Consider the following 1,165-nt stretch of genomic DNA (forward strand, 5'->3'; position numbering starts at 1 on the left):
GTCTCTAACCGTTGTTTCATCTCGATAACACCCAAAAATAAAATTAATCTTCACCACAAAAATAATTAGCAAAAGAGTATTAGGGATAAATAGCCGTCATAAAATAACGAGACTTTTTTAATTCTCTAATCTTATGAAAACCTATCTCTCTTGTTTTTTTGTTTTATTCTCACTGTCTTTTCCGTGTGTTGCTTCGGAAATGGTGCTTAATTCTAATCAGACAGATTACTTGCAGGCAAAAAAAACGATTGTCATTGCTAAGCCTACTCACCTATTTAACCGGGCGTGGGAGGATGTGTTCGTCAATAGAAATAAAGGCAATTCGGCCGAAGTCGTTCGGACGCTTGAAGAGAAGCTTAATGTCAATATTGAAATAAAAGAATATTTCTCGTCACGTGCTCTGCTTGATGCTGTAGCGAAAGGAGAAGTCGACTTAACTCTAGGTTATGCTGAAACACGTCAGCGATCAGAGCAATTTATTTTTTCCAATACGCTCTATAACGTGCCTAACGTTTTTTGGTTTAAAGACGAAGCAGCTCAAACCAAATCCAAGCATGAACTCATGTGGGCTTGTATTCGAAATTCACTGTTTTGTCAGATAATTAAAGATTTGGGAATCACGAAAATATTGATGGTAAATAGCGCATCAGAGCTCTTTACAACCCTCGCTGTAGGCACTGCTGATGCAACAGTCATCGATTTAACGTCAGTCCAGAGTTACTATTCCGTTGTGACACCAGGAGAATGGCAAGGCACAATTTCATTTTCAAAAAATCTAGCTCCATTCCCCATTCAAGTATTAATGAGCAAGGAATCAACTCAACTAAAAACAATCATTGATGCATTGCTGAAACACCAAATCAAAGATATCACTCAAATATCATCGAACTATTTCTACCACTTTTATGATGACATCATAAATCAAGTTATAGAAAGCCAATATGGACATCGTTCGATTAGGTATACGGTCAGTGAAAACATCTACCCCTATTCATATTTCGATCCTACAACACAACAAACGGTCGGTTTCATTCACGACGCGATCACTCTCATTTCGAGAAAGCTTGGAGTAAGCTTCGAATACGTGCAGCCTAAAGGAAAAGATGTCATTGAAATGCTGCGTACTAAAGAAATCGACTTTTTACCCGGTTTCGATGTAGAAAAC

Annotated in this window: 1 protein-coding gene; it reads left to right on the forward strand. The window is 37.9% G+C overall.

What is annotated here, in order from left to right; translation table 11 throughout:
- Positions 1–133: 133 nt before the first annotated feature.
- Positions 134–1,165, forward strand: a 1,032-nt coding sequence (locus tag AB4623_RS03115; RefSeq protein ID WP_372145741.1) for a transporter substrate-binding domain-containing protein, incomplete at its 3' end; no start/stop codon positions are given.

This window comes from Vibrio sp. 10N.222.52.C12 (assembly GCF_041474215.1).
GTDB lineage: Bacteria > Pseudomonadota > Gammaproteobacteria > Enterobacterales > Vibrionaceae > Vibrio > Vibrio crassostreae_C.